Raw genomic sequence first — 15,790 nt, forward strand, 5'->3', positions numbered from 1 at the left:
AGCAGAGCCTAAATACAGGAAAGATTGCTTCGCCCTGTAAAAAACAGAGGCTCTCTAAAATAAGTAATATTCCTTAACAACTAAGTCTTTTTAACAAACCATTTTTTAAAATAATCGATAACTGATGTTTTGGGTTGTTTTGGATTTTCTGGTCCGATGAGGTAACCATAAGGTTGTAATTCTGGATAGCTATCACAGATAATTTTTAACATTCCGAGCAATGGTATGGCTAAAATCATACCTGCAATGCCCCATACCAATTCGCCCAAAACAAGCGCCATAATGGTAAATAAGGGATTTATATTTACCTGTTCGCCTACAATTAGTGGCTCTAAAATGTAAGTTTGGATGAATTGAACCAAAAAATAAGTTACCAAAACGCCAATAATCATTTTCCCATCTCCACCTTGTGCAGTAACTGCTAAAACTGTTATTCCGGTACCAGTAAGGTTACCTACAAAAGGAATGATTTCTAATAAACCACACAGTACCGCAAAAAACAAGGCACTTTCTACACCAACAATGCTAAAGCCTACGCCATACATTATCCATAAAACCACAATCATTGTAGCCAATCCGCTCAGGTATTTCTGAGAAACTTTACCTGTTTGATGTATCACTTCTGTGGTATCTGCACCTTCTTTTTTAGGCACCAATTTTAAAATAAACTTTTTTATATGGCCTCGCATCGAAAGGAAAAGATACATGTATACTAAAACAAGTATGGTATTTACCATTATGCCCATTAAACCCGCAGCAAAAGTTAATATCATGCCTCCAGACTTTCCATTTGTGCTTTCTTTGATGAGCTTATTTTGTTCCGCTTTTTTTATCCCTACTGTTTCATTAACCCATTGCTTCATCGATTCGAGCATGGCAACTAACCTTCGTTCCATGCCATCAATGTTTTCGGCCAAACTACCTAATTGTATAGATAACAGGGTGATAATAACTGCAACCGCCACTACAAAAAGCAAAATACAATACAATGTGGCATAAGCTCTGCCCACACCTTTACTTTCTATGAGGTTGCTTAACCTGATAAACAACATGGCCAACACCGCAGCCAAAGTAAGTGGAATTAGGTACTCGGCAGCAAAATAAAGTCCTGCAAAAGCAAGACTAAAAAACAACAATAAATTTACAGTTTGGCTAAGTTTAAACATATGCTTAGCAAACATAAAATACCACCAAAAGTTTTGATTGTTGTGATGCTTAAAATAATTAACCTAAGCTCATCTAATCGTAAAAAATCCAGTTTAATCAGTAATACGTATGAATAATTACTATAGCTGTTAATAATTGATAGTTTGAAACCTTTTTCCTTAAAAAATAAAAGCACTTTAATTGATATTTAAACAAACAAAAGAAATTTAATTTGGTTATAAAAGCACACACAATGAAAAATGAACAATCAAAAAAAAGAGATATATATTCTTGAAGATAATCAAGACTTAAGAGAACTTTACCAATACATATTAGAAGCGGAAGATTATAACATCACCACATTTGCCTCCATTACGGCATTTATGGAGCAATCTACCCATGTGCCAGATTTGTATTTGTTAGATGTAATGTTGCCTGATGGTAATGGCATAGACTTATGTAAAGAGTTAAAAAACAAATTATCTACCGCCAAAGTTCCTGTGATTTTAATATCTGCACATACACAATTGCATGAAGTAAAAGCTGCCTGCCCTACTGCAGATTTTATTCCGAAGCCTTTTGATATTGATTTTTTAATCAGCAGAATTTCATCTAATTTAAAAACTGGACAGCTTAATTAATTATGAGTTTTTATTACGCATAACAGTCAACTTAGCTTCAAAAGATGATCTAAATAAATAATGGGTTGTATTTTTTGAGTTTACTGATTTATTGCTAAGCTAAAAAAGAAAGTTGAACCTTTACCAATAGTGCTTTCTACCCATATATGCCCCCCATGTAAGCGAATAATCTCTGCACTAAGGTATAAACCAATGCCAAAGCCCGATATATTTTTAGTTTCCTTTCTGGCTACCCTATAATAGCGCTCAAAAATTCGTGGTAAATCATGCTTTTCTATTCCTATACCACTGTCTTTTACCGAAAATATAAGTTCATTCGCATCGCATTTGCAATTCATTTCTATTTTTCCGCCAGTTGGCGAATATTTGATCGCATTTGCCATTAAATTGGTTAAAACGGAAAAGATTTTGTCTTTGTCGGCATTTACTACAATCGCGTCTCGGCAAGGTAAGCCAAGTTCATACCCTGTAGAACAGAGTTCCAACTCTTCCATCACATCTATAACCACTTCTGTAAAATTAAATGTTGTTTTTTCAAGATGTATTTGGCCAGATTCTATTCTCGATACATTTAAAAAAGCATTGATCATAGCCGTCATTCGCTTGAGTTGCATACCTGCCCTATCCATGGCATTCATCAAAAATTCATCTTGATTTGTCGTTTTACGAAGACGAGCGCCCGTAAGCTGTACAATAGCATTTAGTGAGGTTAATGGGGTTTTAAGTTCGTGACTGGCAATGCCGATAAAATCATTTTTCCGCATTTCTTCTCGCTTACGCTCGGTAACTTCGATGGCAAAAACTAAAATTCCAATTACTTCTCGATCTAAATTATACCTAGCCTGATAAGTGAGGTCGAAAAAGCGTTCCTCAATTTCTCCGCCCTGCGTTCGAGCCATCGGTATGAACTCATCAGTTCCGAAATACGTTTTACCCGTTTGCATCACCTGAGTAAGCCTTTCAATGATGGGATCGTTAAGGAGTTCGGGGATAGCCTCAGTTACTTTAAGGCCTAATAATGCCCTGCCCGGAAATAATTGTTGGTACAATGGGTTAACCATTTGAAAAACAAAATCTTTACCTTCCAAAATGCATACCCCTGCGGGTATTTGCATAAAGAATTGCATTAAACGATCACGTTCTTCCTCGGTATGTATTTGGGCTGCCTTAAGTTTTGCTTGAGTTTTGGCTAAAGCCCTAAAGGTTTTAACCTTATCTGAAGTTTCGAGCACATTGGTAAGTACACCACAAATGGTACCGCTTTCATCAAAAATTGGACTATATGAAAAATCAAAAAAACATTCTTCGCGATAACCATTGCGTTCGAGAAACAATTGAAAATCGCTAATTCGTACTGGTTTACCCTGCATAACGCCATCAAACATTGGCCCTATGGTATCCCAGATTTCTGGAAAGGATTGTTTAATAGACAAACCCAAAGCACCAGGATGTTTTATAGCACCAAGTACAGGACGGTAACCATCGTTGTAAAGCTGTATATAATCGTTACCCCATGTGATGTGCATCGGAAACGGCGAGTTTAACATAAGACTAACTGAAATTTTTAAAGCAGTTGGCCAATTTGTAGGACATCCTAATTCAGTTTGCTCCCAAGGATAATTCCGAATGAGCTCGCCCATACTTCCTCCACCTTCTAAAAAGGGGTGTTGGTTAACCGACGATATTAGTATGTTCATAATTGTATGGTTACATTGAACTTATTTAACCAGTTTTAATTGTAATTGTTTGAATTATGTTTTTTACCGATGCTTTAACAAGGCAACTATTTTTTAACCGCTAAATGCTGCTGTTTAAATAGAAGTTTTACCTGCTTTGTCTTCATCTGCATCACTACCTTTAAATTGATCATCTTTTTTATCCATTAATTGATCGCTATCCGCATCTGAACCTTCTGGACCTTTATTATCTATTGAGGGTAATTGATCTTCGCTTGAAGAAGTGTTATTACCACCATCTGTACCGTGACTTGGACGTTGCTGAGCTGGATTACCCTCTTTAACTTCCATTTTTTCATTTTGAGAATCTGCCTTAGGTACATCAGCGCCTTTTGATGAGTTTGCTGATCCATTTTGTGGTTTTTTATTGTCGTTTTCCATATTGGGTAGTTTTTATATTTAAACTAACCTTTACTTAATATTTTTGTTTAAGATTTGTGTTTTTTATCAGCTAGACTTCTGCGTATTTAAGCTAATTTATTTTTCACAAAATCCGACTTTTCTTTAAGGAAAGAAGAGTTTCAAAATTTGTACATAACTATTGGCACGAACGTTAAAATTTACCGCCAGAAAAAGAGATGGTCACAAAAAGGAACTCGCTAGCCATTTGTATCGTCAACCGTGCTAAAATTTTCAGAATAGAGAATGCTAGAAAAGATTATATGCTATCAACTCATTTAGAATTGTGTAAAAAGTTAGAGCAACTATCTTTAAGATAGAAGCAAATAATTACATTTATTACTAATAATTAGCTGATAATAGCCTAAACGATCTCAAAAACATCTGGGAAACTTCTTTTAGCAGATCGATCTGCCATACGACCGTTTTGTTTGATGCATTTTTTGAGCCTTAAAAATTCAGTATCATGCATTTCACAAACCAGCTCAGCTGTTTGTTCATATTTTTGGATAAAAGGAACAGTTTCTACCTCTTTAATGTTATTACGAAACAATACAAAAGTGTGTAATGGAAATGAAAACTCTTGGGCATTAAGAGAACCCATGCATCTATCTTTTTCAAACATAAAATAATGCAGACCGTTTTCAGGTTCATTACGGCAACCATGCATCATTTTGTCTTCCGGCACTTTCACTTTAGAAGTAGTAAGCACACGTAAGAAGAGTGCCTTTTCATTCGCAATGGCTATTACGATCAGGTATTTATCTCGTGTTTCGGCTCCATTTTCGAAATCAAAACTAGGTATACGCAAAATATTTCCTGGTACTAGCGCAATCATAGCTAAATCAATTCGTTTTGCATTAAGTAAGATTGATAGGCTACCTCAAATGCTGATTTTTTATAATCTGTATCCAATAATTCTGTTAATTCTATAATATAATCGGAGCGATTATCTTTCAACTCAAATTGTTGTTCCAAATTATTAGCAGCTACTAATTTGTGCCACAATGTACCTTCTTGATGAAGTAATTCAATTATTTTATCAGAATTATATTTACCATACTGCTTGATCACGGCATCTAATATCTCGATATCATAATCAGAAAACTGTGCATCATCAAAAGCTTTGGCTGGTTTTAACAATATCCCATCTCTTAGAGGCTCTGGTGGTGTAGAAACTTCCAAATGTTGAAGCGCATTACTACCGTTACCTTTTTGATGCTGATGATGAGCGAATTTTACTTTTTGATAAATATCTTCTGGTACTGGCCCAAGTTTCCAAACTTTATAATTGAGCCAGGTTACTGGCACACCAGTTTGTTTAATTGCCATTTCATCTGCTAAATAAAGTAATTTAATGGCTTTGGTAAGGTATAAGGGCTTTATCCTTTCGGCAAAATAAACAAGTGCATTAAAGGCTTTATCTAGTGCTAATGTAGTTTCCATATACCCGTATTCTTTTAATTACTTTACAAATATAAATGCGCTAAGGTAATATACAACATTTGTTGCAATTAGAGGGTTAACATTTGCTGATGGGTGTTCTGTTCTTGAAATTCATCATCCCAACGCAACTCAATTAATAATTTATCGGGTGAACCTACATAAGAAAACAAGTTCATCTCAGTTCCTTCCTGTGGATTTAAAAATTCAAAGGGGAAAGGATTGCTACCTATCATTATTTCTTGATCACCTATAAATTTTAAATGGATATTTTTTGCAACAGCTTTCCCTGCATTAAATACTTTAATTGTAATTCTACCTTTATCTCCACGAATAACATTTGCTCTTATAACTGCTTTTTGTAAATCAACTTTTTCTTCTTCATATTTTTGCAATTGGTAAGTATTCAACAACCCCTCTTGCTTCTTTAACCTACGATCATGTACCAAATAAGTAATGGCAGAAAATACAAATGCTACAATCGCTACAATTAAACTAATTATTTCCATTATTTAAATTTGATAAATTTATTACCTCTAAATGCATCCTTTAATGATTTTGTAATTTCTTCTTTTAATTCTTTGCCAATCTGTTGTTTGGTCTTGTTCACAACTGCATTAATTTGCGCTTGGTTAAATTCTACCAACTCATCATAACCACCAAGGTATTCTCGGTTACAGGTTTTACATTTTACATAACTTCTATCCTCATTAAATTCAAAGTCTGCAGCACCGCACGTTGCACAGCTTAATGACACTGTAATTTTTCTATCTTTCATAACCGTTGTTTTAATACTCACAAATTTGCTATTCATCTATGCAATGTATTTGCACAACTAATTTTTATCTTTAGCTATCTAAAAAAATTCATGGCCTCTAACAAACATGCATCCATCCGTTACCGTGTGCTCGACAAGTGCTTTGCCAATCCGGTAAAGAAGTATTTTATAGCTGATTTGATTGCAGTTTGTACCGCAGCACTAAAAGAAATTGATCCGGATAGTGAGGGTATCAGCTTGCGAACCATTCAGAACGATATTATACACATGGAGAGTGCGGAAGGGTTTAATGCACCAATTGGCAGGCATAAAGACGGCAAAAAGGTTTATTATAGATATGAAGAAAAAGACTTTTCTATAGACAAACAACCTTTAAACCAGGCCGAACTGGAACAAATTAAAGCGGCAATGCAAGTGTTATCTCACTTTAAAGGGATGCCGCAATTTGAATGGTTAAATGACTTAAAGCCTAAAATGGAAAATGCTTTGTTATTAGAGCAACATAACTCCCCTATTATTAGTTTTGACACCAATCAATACCTCACTGGCATAGAGCACCTAAGCGAATTGTTTTATGCCATTTTATATAAAAAACCACTGTGCATTAGCTACCAGTCTTATAAAAATGAAGAGCCCACTAAACAATTATTACATCCCTATCATTTAAAACAATACAATAACCGCTGGTTTCTGTTAGGTTTAAATCATACCTACAATACAATAACTAATTTAGCATTAGATAGAATAAAATCAATTGAAGAAGAGCCTATCCCTTATGTAGCCACTGATATCAATTTTGAGGAATACTTTGACGATATTATTGGGGTGAGTTTATTAGATGGCAAAAACAAGGAAAAAATCATTCTAAAATTCTCACCCTCTTCTGCTCCTTATGTTTTATCAAAACCTTTACACCACTCGCAAAAGAAAATAAGCTATATTGATGGGGAATTAATCATTTCTATCGAAGTAATCCCAAATTATGAATTGGAAAGTTTGATTCTTTCTTTTGGGGAAAGAGTGGAGGTGTTAACGCCAAATGGTTTTAGAGATAAGATTGCCGAACGCTTGGAAATGAATACGGCTATTTATAAATAAACGCTATTGACTATCATTATTATCAATTTTAATAACTTACACAAATAGGATAGCTAATGATGTTGCAAGAATTAAGACTGTACCAAATAACTAATACAGTCTTAATTAACAATTAAAAATCGTTATCTAATTTTTTACTCATTTCCTTTTGAACAAGATTAAAAGTAACAAGCATTTTATCGTTTAAAGTTTTAAGCACTCTCATGCGCTGGCGTTTGTTTCCTTGTCTACTGTTAGCTAAAGTGGAAACTGGAACTGCGCTACCTTGAAAGTCTGAATAGGTTTTATACCTCGAAGCCTGCCCATAGGAGTATTGAGGCACTTCCATTTTAATTTTATACTTGCCATCTTTTACAATAATGGATAGTAGTGCATTAAAATTATATTGATCTGTAACAGGATTATTTGTAGCTAAGGCACTAAAAGCTGTCATATCACTGATATCGTAAAAATTATTTATACTGCAGATACCCGACTCAGCATCATAATTTGAAGTACCCATCTTACTGTTTGTGAAGGTTTTCTGAATAGCAAGCTTTGCTCTTGAGAAAAGTTCCTTTTGATTTACATTTGGTATTTCTATCACCGTTTCTACATAAACTACGCCGTCTTTAAGAGGTAAGTAATCACCTAAAGCAACAGTATCAGCTACCTTTGCTCCATTACGTTGTGTACTCCAAGTAATGGCATCCTGTGCAGATACCTGAAGACTAAAAAATAAGGCTCCAAGAGCTAAAGAGAACATTAATTTTGATTTTTTCATTTTTATTTATTAGTGAATTGGTTTATTTTTTAATGCTTGGGTAAAATCCAATTAACATCCATCATGTAAATATTTATATTATGGACAATTCAGAATATTGATTAAAAAGAATATCATTCTCATGATATTTAATGAATTGGTAGGATGAATAACATTGGAATAAATTAAAACATTTATTTCTTAAAAGTAGATTATCCTCCTCATCTATTTGGATGAGGAATGATTTTCTTAGCAGATGAGACATGTATAGCGTTAAATTATTGATTTGCTTAATTGGTTAAATCTAAGACCTTAATTTACATGCAAGTTAGTTATTATAATTAAATGATATTTACGGTTTCCCGGAAAGCATAAAATAAATTTGAATCATAATATTTTAGTAAAAGAAATATTATCAAATAATAAAGTATATAAAACGAACTTAATATAAATTATGCCACCCCTTGCTTGTACAAATGTTCCTGAAGGCTTTTTTCCTTTTTCCGTTAGCATCATCTATATCTTTCGCATATATGCTATTACGTTGGAAAGCACCTGAAATACTCATGTACCATAATTAATTTTCTATAAACTTATTTTTCATTATTGAGAGGGTTAAAAAACTAAGGTATAGTTAGAAATTATGATATATTTAAAAAAAAGAATACTTTGAAAAAGTTACAGAGAATAGTTTTACATTTTTAGAAATCATCTTCTTAAATATTTGCCAGCGATTTAATTCAAGGCTGGCACATAATCCAGTTTGATCAAGCTAATTTGATATTCTAAAAACGCTAGGTTAAAATTGTTGGTGCTTTGGTCATTGCTAAAAGCATAACGCTCGTTTAAACCCATTTTAGTTTTTAACTCAATGTTTCCATAGGCTACTATCGGAATTTGGTAGTTATCTTTAAATCGAAGATCAGGCTGTCCGTTTTTATTAACTTTATTCCAGGTTTTGTCAATAATAATCGTGTCGCTTGGTACGCGTTCATCCTCAATAAAACGAGATGTATTATAGTTACAGTCAAGCTCATCGTAACCAACAATGGCAAATTGGCTTTTACTATTCCACACAACTATAAAATTAGGGTAAAAATAGAGGTCAGCACCATTGGCATTTTGCCAAATCATTGCAGGGGTTGGAGAAGAAATATCAGCTAACTCACCTATCCTGAACCCTACAGGCAACCTACTAACTACCGCAGTTGCAGATGAACGGGTAGTAAATCTATCGTTTGTGTATGATGAAGTAACGTCCCAAATTTTTTCTGATTTGCACAATTGCTCAAAAGCATTAAACAATTTCTGGTATTTTGTGAGCATCTCTTCATCAAAATTAAAATCGAGTTCTACTGTACTACTTTTTAATTGTTCGTCTATGGCTGCCAACGTTTCCTTTTGTAGTGCAATATCTGCTTTCAAGGCTAGGGTCAGTTTTTTAAATAGGAAACCATAAATTAGCCAATAGCTTAAACTCAAACGTTGCTCATTTCTTTTCCATTGCAAAAAGACAGAAATCCTGTCCAATGCTAATTCGCTACGTTGCTGATGTGCTAGCAAAATTGCATCCTTAATCCCCTGCATATCATTCGAAGTGATTTGGTTTGCATCCAAACTAAAAATATTGCCCCTAATTACAGGAATTTCTTGTAAACTTGATTTTGGTAAGGCTGGTATTTGCTGTTTCGGCAAAGTAGCTGGTTGTGAAATTGGTGTACTTGTGCCACCAAAGATTTGCTGACGATTGGAAATACCAGTTCCGGGCATCCCTGTATTAAGATACCCTCCTCTACTACTTAAATTAACACTTGCACCCCTCACACCTATTGTTGTGCTAATACCACGCTTACTAATATTGAGGTGAATACCAGGGATAATTTTAATTCGTTTTCTAAAACTCCATGCCATATCTGTTTTTTAATAAGTTGTCAATAGAACGCATTTACAAAGGTTATGATTAGAACTTAAATGTTATTACGGTTTCCCGTAAACCCACAATTTAACCTTGCTTTGCTCTGCTAATCCCTCCCAAAAAAGCTTGTAGGCTTACTGTATTTGAGTTTTTTCGAAGTGTAGTGATGGCGCATTATGGCAGTATAAACTCGTACCTTTGATAGGTAAGGCTCTAAACCCAAAGCCTCAGATTTTTTACCTGAAACAGTGCAATTTAACTTATGCTCCCTCCCATATCCCTTGCTTTGCTATTGCTTGATACTTGCTTGGTACTTGGGTATAACTACGGTAAAATAGCGTTTTAAGCGAACTATACCGAGACCTTATAGGTAAACAAGGGCTCTTGAAGGGATTTGCTGAGGAGTTACTAAGGATAATTAAGTATGTCGATTTGTATAACTTAACTTCCTATGCTGGCAATCAAACTACATCTGCTTCATCTACAACGAGATTAATCTTGCAAATACCCTGTTTAAAAATTGATATTAAGAATCATAGGTATAACCTAATCTTATCAAATGCAATATTGCGGGTATCTTAACTATTGAATCTTCTTTGAAAGCTACTCAATCTAAGGGGGTTATTTAGGCGAAATTAAATAAAACATTCTCATTATAATCAATTACTATGAATACTAATCAAAACTGTAATTGAAAATTGAGGTAATTAATTACAATCACATTTATAATCAATAATGTACTTATGAAATCTTTCACCATAAGAAGTAGGAATTCCGTAACCTCCGTATTGAAAAGATTGCCAGTTTGAATTGGGTATTCCGCAAAAAAGATATGATTTAGTTTTAAAACTATATTCACTTTCTTTAATGTCTGCAACTACGTATACTTTATAATCGTAAGTGTAGGCAGTAACTTTGGAAAGCCAAGAAGATCCTAAAGTAAAACTGGTAAAGGTTGCTTTTTTATAACCTTTAGTAATAATAAAATCTAAAAGATCATTACATTTTACTGTTTGGGATATAGCAACCGTAACCACAAATTGCATCAAAATCACTAATAAGAGCTTTTTCATTTGAGAACATTTAATAAGTTACAATAATATATAAATGTTTGAACATTAAATTACGATTTCCCATAAACCAGAAAATTTCCTTTGTTTTTCTCTTTTGACCCCTCCGTCTAATCTTGTAAGTTCACTAAATTTAACCTATTGCCAAGGGTGAAAATGGGATTTACATTTTATGAGTTAAAAATTTTTCACCCATAAACTACCGAGATAATTACATCGAGATTGTAGAAAGTTGTTTCAACTTCTTGGGCTTTAGCTCCATTGCACCATGTAAAGGAGTATGTCGGAATTTCCGACTAACTATATCTTTATCTATCATTCTTTTATTTTACAGTTTCACTTAAACCAGTAGACTTCTACTGCTTATTAGGTTTCACCCTCCTCCCCTTAAATCCCTCTCTTCTGGAGAGGGAGCCGAAAAACCTGAGTTCCACCACCAACTTTGATAGGGTGAGGAGCAAAATTTATTTCCACATAAATAGATGGAACTAGTTATTGAAGTGATGAAAATTCTATTGATGAATCTATAGAAAAAACGTATGCCCAACTTTAGCTCGAATATAGTTAATGATGATGAAATCAAGGCTGTAGACACACTTGGTTATGCTATCAGTCATGGAAAAAACCCTTTGAAGGATTGTTTCAAAACAAATTTCAAGGTCTTAACCACATAAATAAAGTACAGCTTTTAATCAGTTAAAAGCCTGACGGAACTCTAGCGGCGATAAATTTGTTTTCTTCTTGAAAAGTGTGCTAAAGGATTGCGCATGCTCAAAGCCCAACCCATAAGCTATTTCGCTAACCGAAAGACTGGTTGTGGTAAGTTTTTCTTTGGCTTTTTCGATCAGTTTCTCATGGATATGCTGCTGGGTGTTTTGCCCAGTATGAACGCGGAGCAGGTCGCTCAGGTAATTTGGCGACAGGTTCATCTGAGCAGCCATGTATTGTACAGTAAGTAAGCTTTGAATATCAGTCTTAAAGTAGTCATCAATCAATTGCTCAAATCTGGTTAGCAAGGCTGAATTATTGTTCTTGCGGGTAAAAAACTGCCGTTCGTAAAAACGGTTGGAGTATTTTAATAGGCTCTCTATATGCGTGAGCATAATCTCTTGGGTATGTTTATCTATATGACGGCACTCCCTGTCAATTTTATGGAGGATCGTGATTAGGTCATCTTCTTCCTCGGCCGATAAGTGTAGTGCTTCGTTGACCGCATAATCAAAAAAACCGTATTGGTGAATGCTAGTGGCTAGCGAATGCTGTAAAAGAAAATCGGGGTGAAATATCAAGAGATAACCAGACCCACACTCCATATTTTGCAGGTCTAGTTGTTGCACTTGATTGGGAGCTGTAAAACTCAACACGCCTTTATCGTAATCATAGTGTTGCTGCCCATACTTGATTTTGCCTTTAGCATCACGTTTGAGCGCCACACAGTAAAATCGGTTAATGAAACCTTTCCAGATCTCGTCTTCCAAAAAAACACTTTCTGCCAGATTGATGACGCTTACCAATGGGTGGTGAGGAGCATCTAAGGAAAGCAAACGGTGAAATTGGGCGATGGAGTTAATAGAGTTCATTAACAAAACTAATCAATTAAACCCATACTGAACTCATCATAAGGTGCACCCGTATCCGTACCTAAAGGTACAATGCTTTCTAGTCGGTCTAGATCCGCCTGGCTTAATGTAAGGGTTGTTGCTGCCATGTTCTGCTCAAGGTATTTTCGGCGTTTGGTACCTGGGATTGGAAGTATGCCTTTGCTCATGATCCATGCCAATGCAAGCTGAGAAGAAGTAACATTTTTTGCTGTGGCCATTGTTTCGATAGCCTTCACTAGTTCTATATTTTTCTCAAACTGTGCGCCCTGAAAACGAGGGATTGCTCTGCGAAAATCGTGCTCAGGAAGGTCATCAATATTTTTGATTTGTCCGGATAAAAAACCTCGTCCCAGAGGTGAATAAGCTACAAAACCAATACCTAGTTCCTTTAAAGTTTTTAAAACCCTACGTTCTTCTACCGTCCGCTCAAATAAGGAATACTCACTTTGCACGGCAGTGATTGGGTGCACAGCATGGGCTCGCTTAACCGTTTCAGACGAAACTTCCGACAGGCCAATATAACCTACCTTACCTTCTTTAACCAACTCGGCCATTGCCTGAACTGTTTCCTCTATTGGCGTATTCTTGTCTAAACGGTGTAGGTAATACAGATCAATGTAATCTGTATTCAAATTTTTAAGCGAACGCTCTAAAGATTTCTTTACGTATGCTTTCCGCCCATTAATGGCCCAGGTTACTTTATTGTTATCATCAATTTCCCAACCGAACTTGCTGGCCAGTATATATTGCTCACGCTTTCCACCAATCGCTTTGGCAATCAGCTGCTCATTCTTAAACGGCCCGTACAGGTCTGCAGTATCCAAAAAATTACCACCCAACTCCAGTGAGCGATGGATGGTAGCTATGGCTTCTTGCTCATCGGCTGGCCCGTACATGTCAGCCTTTTCAAAACCTGTCATCCCCATACAGCCCAACCCTATACGTGGTACAACCAAACCCTGATTGCCCAATTCTATTTGTTTTATTTCCATAATCCAAAGATCGATCAGCCAAACTCTTCGCATGTATGCAAACCCCTTATAATTGTAAGCAAATGAAGGATTAATTTTCAGGCTAATGACAACGATTTACTTTTTTAGGAGAGTAGACCTTTGATTAGAAATTCGAGATACCTTGCAGAATAGCTCAAAAATCTAGAGATTTCAAGATGTCTCGCAGCATAGCTGGAACAGCTGTTAACTAATGGTTAAAATTAATTAATCATTTACAGGTCAAACATCCGCTATCCATAGCTCAAGTATAGATGAAGCATAGATCAAGTATGGATGAAGTATAGTTGAAGCACTATTGGGTTTATTCACTAAGTACGCTCATTGCAATTTAAAAGCATATTATTAAAATTAATTGCTACTTAAATCAAGATAAGCTTAACAAGCAATATTTGCTTTTCAATTAATTAATCGTTTGGGTTACTTCCTTCAAACGCCTAAGCTACAATTAGCTGTCTTAGATGTGAAAAAGATTAACTCCCAAATAACCAACTAACCACATCTAACCTTCTTCCAACTCTCCCAACTTTTATCTATATTTAAACTTCAATCTCCCCAACAAATGAATAGAAGAAATTTTCTTAAAAGCGGCACTGCTGCTGGTTTCATCTCAACTTTAGGTATCGGCACGGCAAGTGCAATCAACAATCATCCTAATCAGTTAGTAGAAACTAGTTTCAACGATAAATTTGACCTAAACGAAGTTACCGTACTGCAATTACAAGAGCTGATGCAAAATGGTAAACAAACCGCCAAATCGCTTACCAAAATGTATTTGAAAAGGATTGAGGAGATTGATCAAAAAGGACCAAAATTAAATGCGGTAATTGAACTCAACCCCGAGGCGATTGTTATTGCAACAGCTTTAGATGCAGAACGTAAAGCTGGTAAAATTCGTGGCCCTTTGCATGGCATACCCATCTTAATAAAAGATAACATCAATACGGCAGATCAAATGCAAACTACTGCTGGCGCTTTAGCATTAGCAGGCAATATCGCATCGGCGGATGCCTTTATTGTAAAACAATTACGTGCCGCTGGAGCAGTAATTTTAGGCAAAACCAATTTAAGTGAATGGGCAAACTTTAGGTCAACACGCTCTTGTAGTGGCTGGAGCAGCCGTGGTGGACAAACCAAAAATCCTTTTATTTTAGACCGCAGTCCGAGTGGTTCTAGTTCAGGTTCTGGAGCAGCAGTTTCAGCAAATTTATGCGCCATAGCCATTGGTACAGAAACAAATGGTTCTATCATTGCACCATCATCTTATAGTGGTGTCGTAGGTTTTAAACCTACAGTTGGCTTAGTGAGCAGATCGGGCATTATTCCAATATCAAAAACACAAGATACCGCCGGACCAATGACCCGAAATGTTACCGATGCAGCAATTTTACTTACCGTAATGGCAGGTGTTGATTTTGATGATGAAATTACTAAAACTAGTGTTGGCAGAACTCAAAAAGATTATACTACATTTTTGAAAGAAGGTGATTTAAAAGGTAAACGGATTGGTGTAGAAAAAAGCTTTTTAAATGGCCACGAAGGTGTAGTTGGCTTGTATCAAAATGCTATTGCGAAGTTAAAAGAGTTGGGTGCAGAAATTATCGAAATCAGCTTATTAGCAGAAATGCGAAGTATTGGAGGGGCAAGTACGGTAGTTTTACAAAGTGAATTTAAAGATGGTGTAAATGCTTATTTGGCTAAAGCGAATGCCAAGGTTAAAACGTTAACGGAAGTCATCGCCTTTAACAAAGCAAACCTTACATCGGCCATGCCTTATTTTAAACAAGAAACCCTAGAGGCAAGTGATAAAGCAGCAGATTTAAATAGTCAAACGTATAAAGATGCAGTTGCAAAAACCCTTTCTTCGCAAAAAATAATTAACGATTTAATGGAGAAAAATAAATTAGATGTGATTGTAGGCACTAGTTTTGGCATCCCCTCATTAATTGATTTATTTAATGGAGATTACAGTGGTGGATTTTACTTTGCCTCGCCAGCAGCGATGGCTGGATTTCCGCATATTACCGTGCCAATGGGATTTATAAATGAGTTACCAGTGGGATTATCTTTTATAGCAAGCGCATACCAAGAACCCGTAGTTTTAAGCATTGCTTATATTTACGAGCAAGCCACAAAACATCGCAAAGCACCAAAATTTATTAAAAACTCTAATTTTTCGTCAGGGGTTTAGCTATTCATCTAAAGGAATGA

General features: G+C 35.5%; 15 protein-coding genes. 3 read left to right on the plus strand and 12 right to left on the minus strand.

Annotation, left to right across the window (positions count from 1 at the left end; translation table 11 throughout):
* Nucleotides 1-80: 80 nt before the first annotated feature.
* Nucleotides 81-1,166 (minus strand): AI-2E family transporter, encoded by a 1,086-nt coding sequence (locus tag FA045_RS04980; RefSeq protein WP_136875081.1) that lies wholly within the window; start codon nucleotides 1,164-1,166, stop codon nucleotides 81-83.
* Between the two features lie 240 nt (nucleotides 1,167-1,406).
* On the opposite strand from FA045_RS04980, the gene FA045_RS04985 reads away from it, so the two are divergent.
* Entirely contained in the window at nucleotides 1,407-1,787 is a 381-nt protein-coding gene (locus FA045_RS04985; RefSeq protein WP_136875083.1) for a response regulator transcription factor, read from the plus strand.
* 80 nt (nucleotides 1,788-1,867) lie between these two features.
* Here FA045_RS04985 and FA045_RS04990 read toward each other — a convergent pair whose 3' ends face one another.
* The 6 genes from FA045_RS04990 to FA045_RS05015 form a co-directional block, all read right to left on the minus strand.
* A complete protein-coding gene (locus FA045_RS04990) occupies nucleotides 1,868-3,484 on the minus strand; it encodes a PAS domain-containing sensor histidine kinase (RefSeq protein WP_136875085.1) in 1,617 nt (538 codons plus the stop codon).
* A gap of 114 nt (nucleotides 3,485-3,598) precedes the next feature.
* The gene (locus FA045_RS04995; RefSeq protein ID WP_136875086.1) at nucleotides 3,599-3,904 is read right to left on the minus strand and encodes a hypothetical protein; all 306 of its coding nucleotides are present in this window, start codon (nucleotides 3,902-3,904) and stop codon (nucleotides 3,599-3,601) included.
* 382 nt (nucleotides 3,905-4,286) lie between these two features.
* Nucleotides 4,287-4,760 (minus strand): hypothetical protein, encoded by a 474-nt coding sequence (locus FA045_RS05000; RefSeq protein WP_136875088.1) that lies wholly within the window; start codon nucleotides 4,758-4,760, stop codon nucleotides 4,287-4,289.
* A gap of 2 nt (nucleotides 4,761-4,762) precedes the next feature.
* Nucleotides 4,763-5,368, minus strand: coding sequence for a Panacea domain-containing protein (locus FA045_RS05005; protein WP_136875090.1), 606 nt, complete (start codon nucleotides 5,366-5,368; stop codon nucleotides 4,763-4,765).
* A 68-nt stretch (nucleotides 5,369-5,436) separates the two neighbouring features.
* Complete coding sequence (locus FA045_RS05010) at nucleotides 5,437-5,874, minus strand: hypothetical protein (protein WP_136875092.1); 438 nt, start codon at nucleotides 5,872-5,874, stop codon at nucleotides 5,437-5,439.
* On the minus strand, nucleotides 5,874-6,143 hold the full coding sequence (locus tag FA045_RS05015) for an ECs_2282 family putative zinc-binding protein (RefSeq protein WP_136875094.1): 270 nt from the start codon (nucleotides 6,141-6,143) through the stop codon (nucleotides 5,874-5,876). The genes FA045_RS05010 and FA045_RS05015 overlap by 1 nt, the downstream gene beginning before the upstream one ends.
* Nucleotides 6,144-6,233: 90 nt before the next feature.
* On the opposite strand from FA045_RS05015, the gene FA045_RS05020 reads away from it, so the two are divergent.
* A complete protein-coding gene (locus FA045_RS05020; RefSeq protein ID WP_136875096.1) occupies nucleotides 6,234-7,241 on the plus strand; it encodes a helix-turn-helix transcriptional regulator in 1,008 nt (335 codons plus the stop codon).
* A gap of 112 nt (nucleotides 7,242-7,353) precedes the next feature.
* On the opposite strand, the gene FA045_RS05025 is transcribed toward FA045_RS05020, so the two are convergent.
* The 5 genes from FA045_RS05025 to FA045_RS05045 all read right to left on the minus strand — a co-directional run bounded on the left by FA045_RS05025 (nucleotide 7,354) and on the right by FA045_RS05045 (nucleotide 13,561).
* On the minus strand, nucleotides 7,354-8,004 hold the full coding sequence (locus FA045_RS05025) for a DUF4468 domain-containing protein (protein ID WP_136875098.1): 651 nt from the start codon (nucleotides 8,002-8,004) through the stop codon (nucleotides 7,354-7,356).
* Nucleotides 8,005-8,718: 714 nt separating this feature from the next.
* The gene (locus FA045_RS05030) at nucleotides 8,719-9,894 is read right to left on the minus strand and encodes a DUF4236 domain-containing protein (protein WP_136875100.1); all 1,176 of its coding nucleotides are present in this window, start codon (nucleotides 9,892-9,894) and stop codon (nucleotides 8,719-8,721) included.
* Between the two features lie 711 nt (nucleotides 9,895-10,605).
* Nucleotides 10,606-10,971 (minus strand): hypothetical protein, encoded by a 366-nt coding sequence (locus tag FA045_RS05035; protein WP_136875102.1) that lies wholly within the window; start codon nucleotides 10,969-10,971, stop codon nucleotides 10,606-10,608.
* Nucleotides 10,972-11,660: 689 nt separating this feature from the next.
* A complete protein-coding gene (locus tag FA045_RS05040) occupies nucleotides 11,661-12,548 on the minus strand; it encodes a helix-turn-helix domain-containing protein (RefSeq protein WP_136875104.1) in 888 nt (295 codons plus the stop codon).
* An 8-nt stretch (nucleotides 12,549-12,556) separates the two neighbouring features.
* The gene (locus FA045_RS05045) at nucleotides 12,557-13,561 is read right to left on the minus strand and encodes an aldo/keto reductase (RefSeq protein WP_136875106.1); all 1,005 of its coding nucleotides are present in this window, start codon (nucleotides 13,559-13,561) and stop codon (nucleotides 12,557-12,559) included.
* Between the two features lie 580 nt (nucleotides 13,562-14,141).
* Between FA045_RS05045 and FA045_RS05050 the strand changes: the two genes are divergently transcribed.
* Complete coding sequence (locus FA045_RS05050; RefSeq protein WP_136875108.1) at nucleotides 14,142-15,770, plus strand: amidase; 1,629 nt, start codon at nucleotides 14,142-14,144, stop codon at nucleotides 15,768-15,770.
* Nucleotides 15,771-15,790 lie beyond the last annotated feature (20 nt).

It is taken from the genome of Pedobacter cryotolerans (assembly GCF_005116475.1).
Lineage (GTDB): Bacteria > Bacteroidota > Bacteroidia > Sphingobacteriales > Sphingobacteriaceae > Pedobacter > Pedobacter cryotolerans.